This window comes from candidate division KSB1 bacterium (genome assembly GCA_022562085.1).
GTDB lineage: Bacteria > Zhuqueibacterota > Zhuqueibacteria > Oceanimicrobiales > Oceanimicrobiaceae > Oceanimicrobium.
In genome coordinates this window covers 1-3,314 of the sequence record JADFPY010000430.1, presented here as the reverse complement: position 1 = coordinate 3,314, position 3,314 = coordinate 1, and the positions used below count along the sequence as shown (strand labels likewise).

Genomic DNA, 3,314 nt, shown 5'->3' with positions numbered 1-3,314 from the left:
CAATTAAAAATATCTTTAAATGTTTTTCACGCTTTAACCACATTTATCCGTGCACATCGGGGTTAATCCGTGGCTAAATTTAGAATCTTTTTGTTGCGGCTTCGCCGCGCTGTGCCCCTCAGTGTTCTCTGTGTCCTGTTTTGCAGAAATCTATTCCCCCAAAATTACTTTGATTTTCTTTTTAGATTTTTTTATTTTGTCGACTTACGATAGCTTCGATACCTAAATAGTAATGCGTATAGGATAAACCAGATATCAATGACCAAAGCTTGGTTTGAGCCGTCATTAGTTGTCATCAAGTCATTTGTGTCATTGCTTAATGACCAAATGACCATGAAATGACTTTAATGACTAGGCAGCATACCCGACAAACAAAATGCCAATTAGTTTTTGAACGTTAATTTGGGAATCAGTGATCTACGTGAGGAGTCGTTCTGAGCGCGAAATCCACTCTTCTGTGAATCACTAAATGATCTGCATGCGCGAAGAATCCGATACTATACACTTACGAATTCTTTACCCATTAAAACCCTAAGGAGAGAAATTTAATGAAGCTCAAGCTGCTGTCTAAACTGTTCTTACTTGTTTTTATTTTACCAAATGTCACGCACGCTCAGCCAAAAATCGAACTCGATGTCAAAACCATCATGCAGGATCCAAAGACCTGGGTTGGCTCCGCACCAAACAACCCGTTCTGGTCCGAAGACAGCAAATGGATTTACTTCAACTGGAACCCGGAAGCCGCCGATTCAGATTCGCTTTATCGGGTCTCTGCAAATGGCGGCAAGCCCATTAAACTTTCTCGAGATGAACGCCTACGTCTTGCTCCCGCCCGCGGCGTTTATTCGCGGGACTACCGCACCAAGCTTTTTTCTCGCAGCGGCGATATTTTTCTTTATGACATCAAACGCAATTCAATTCTGCAGATTACAAACACCAGCGATCGGGAGTCCAACCCGAAATTCACACAGGACGAAAGGGGTCTGATTTTCCAACGTGGAATGAACCTCTACAAATGGCAAAGAGCCAGGGGAACGACAACCCAAATTACCGATCTTAAAAAAAGCAAGAAGCCGGAAGATGATCCGGAGCCAAAAACAGATGCAGAAAAATTTGTCAAACATGATGAGCTCGATCTTATTCAAATCGTCAGGGAAAGGAAGGAAAGACGGCAACGTTCCAGGGAGGCCCGCCAGGCAGAAAACCCCGACGCGCCGCCGAAAATTTATATCGAAAGTAAAGACGTGCAATCACCCTCTTTGTCGCCGGACGGTCGATTTGTGACTTTTCGCCTGGTTGCAAAGGACAAATCCAAACGGACGAAGGTGCCTGATTTTGTCACGGAAACCGGCTTCACTAAAGATTTGGACGCCCGGCCCAAAGTCGGTCATCCGCAGAGAGCCTCGCAGTTTGCTTTTTATGACTTAAAAGAAGATACGCTCATCTATATCAAGCCCGACAGCCTGCCCGGCATTTTTGATGCTCCTGAGTTTACCCGGGTTGAAAAACAGCAGAAGGATTCTGAAAACGACAAACCCAAAAAACAAGAAGTGCGGCAGACGACATTTTATGGTCCTTATTGGAGTGCAGATGGCAAACAGGCTTTTGTGGTGGTGCGTGCAATGGATCATAAAGATCGTTGGTTGGCGATGCTTGATTTACCCTCGGGCAATCTCACCGGTTTCGAGCGCCAGCATGACGACGCCTGGATCGGCGGTCCAAATATCGGACGGCGGTCTGGGGGTGGACGAGTCGGCTGGATGCCGGATAACCAGCGGGTTTGGTTTTGCAGCGAGGAGAGTGGCTATAGTCACCTGTACGTCATCAACCCCAAAACCGGGGCTAAGAAAACGCTAACCGAAGGTGACTTTGAAATCTACAACCCGCAAATTTCCAGGGACAAAAAAAGCTGGACCTTCGCCGCGAACAAAGTACATCCCGGGGAGCGGCACTTTTACCGCATGCCCCTTGAGGGCGGCAAGTGGGAAAAGCTCACCAGCATGGCGGGACGCAACGATGCTGTTGTCTCACCGAACGGCAGGAAGCTGGTGATTCGGCACTCCTTTATGAACAAGCCGCCGGAATTATATGTGCAAAACGCCCGGGCCGATTCAAAGGCAAAGCAGTTAACAACTTCGACGACTGAAGATTGGCGCAAATACAACTGGCGGGTACCCGAGATTGTGCAAATCCCGGCGCGGGATGGCGCCAGGCCCTATGCGAGATTTTATAAGCCGGAAAAGCCTAACGGCGCAGCGGTTGTCTTTGTGCACGGCGCCGGTTACCTGCAGAACGCGCACAAATGGTGGTCGGGTTACTTCCGCGAGTACATGTTTCACAATCTGTTAGCAGACAAAGGGTACACCGTTCTCGATATTGACTACCGTGCCAGCGCCGGCTACGGCCGCGACTGGCGCACGGCCATTTACCGCTTCATGGGCGGCAAGGACCTCGACGACCAGGTAGACGGCGCCAAGTGGCTGGTTGAGGAGCACGGCATCGACTCCAAACGCATTGGAATCTATGGCGGCTCCTACGGCGGGTTTATTACCTTCATGGCCATGTTCACCGCCCCGGACGTCTTTGCTGCCGGCGCCTCTCTCAGACCCGTGACCGATTGGGCGCATTACAACCATTCCTATACTTCAAACATTCTCAACATTCCCCAGGCCGACACGTTGGCCTACCGGCGCAGCAGCCCGATTTATCACGCCGAGGGCCTCAAAGGGCATCTGCTCATCTGCCACGGCATGATAGACACCAACGTGCATTTTCAGGATACGGTGCGTCTGGTGCAGCGGCTCATTGAACTCGGCAAAGAAAACTGGGAAGCGGCAATTTATCCTTTGGAAGGGCACGGATTCAGAGAGCCGAGCTCCTGGACGGATGAGTACCGCAGGATTTTGAAGTTGTTTGAGGAGACGCTGAATTAGGGTTTATTGTTTTACCGCAACCCTGTCAGGGTTTGAAACCCTGACAGGGTCCAAATTTTTCACAAATCTCAAAGTCTTCTGCCATAGGCAGATGATTAAACGCCTGGATTATTCAAGGATGTAATCTCTGATCGTACCGATGTCATGTTCTCTCTGATGAAAATCAATAAATCCTATCGGGCCTTCAAACCAATCCAGCACCGACGATCGCATCAAATTTGTCGGCGCTTGAGACAACATAGCTTTATAAGATGAGTGCGGGTAGTACCGAAAGTCCTCGCAAACGCCATGATGCCTGGGATTATTATGTATATAGAAAATTAATTGTGCACGGTAGACTTCAGACTCTATCATCTTGCGGCGAAATGGACGATCGAAAAG

At 48.8% G+C, this 3,314-nt stretch carries 2 protein-coding genes; one reads left to right on the top strand and one right to left on the bottom strand.

The features are described from left to right. Positions 1-548 precede the first annotated feature (548 nt). Positions 549-2,933 carry a S9 family peptidase gene (locus IH879_21780; protein ID MCH7677556.1) on the top strand — a complete coding sequence of 795 codons (2,385 nt, stop codon included), beginning with the start codon at positions 549-551 and terminating at the stop codon, positions 2,931-2,933. Positions 2,934-3,041: 108 nt separating this feature from the next. Here IH879_21780 and IH879_21775 read toward each other — a convergent pair. Next, on the bottom strand, positions 3,042-3,314 hold a 273-nt coding region (locus IH879_21775), incomplete at its 5' end, for a transposase (protein MCH7677555.1).

Bases quoted from the DNA above. Each gene is read 5' to 3' on its own strand.
- IH879_21780 (MCH7677556.1), top strand. From the start codon at position 549: ATGAAGCTCAAGCTGCTGTCTAAACTGTTCTTACTTGTTTTTATTTTA.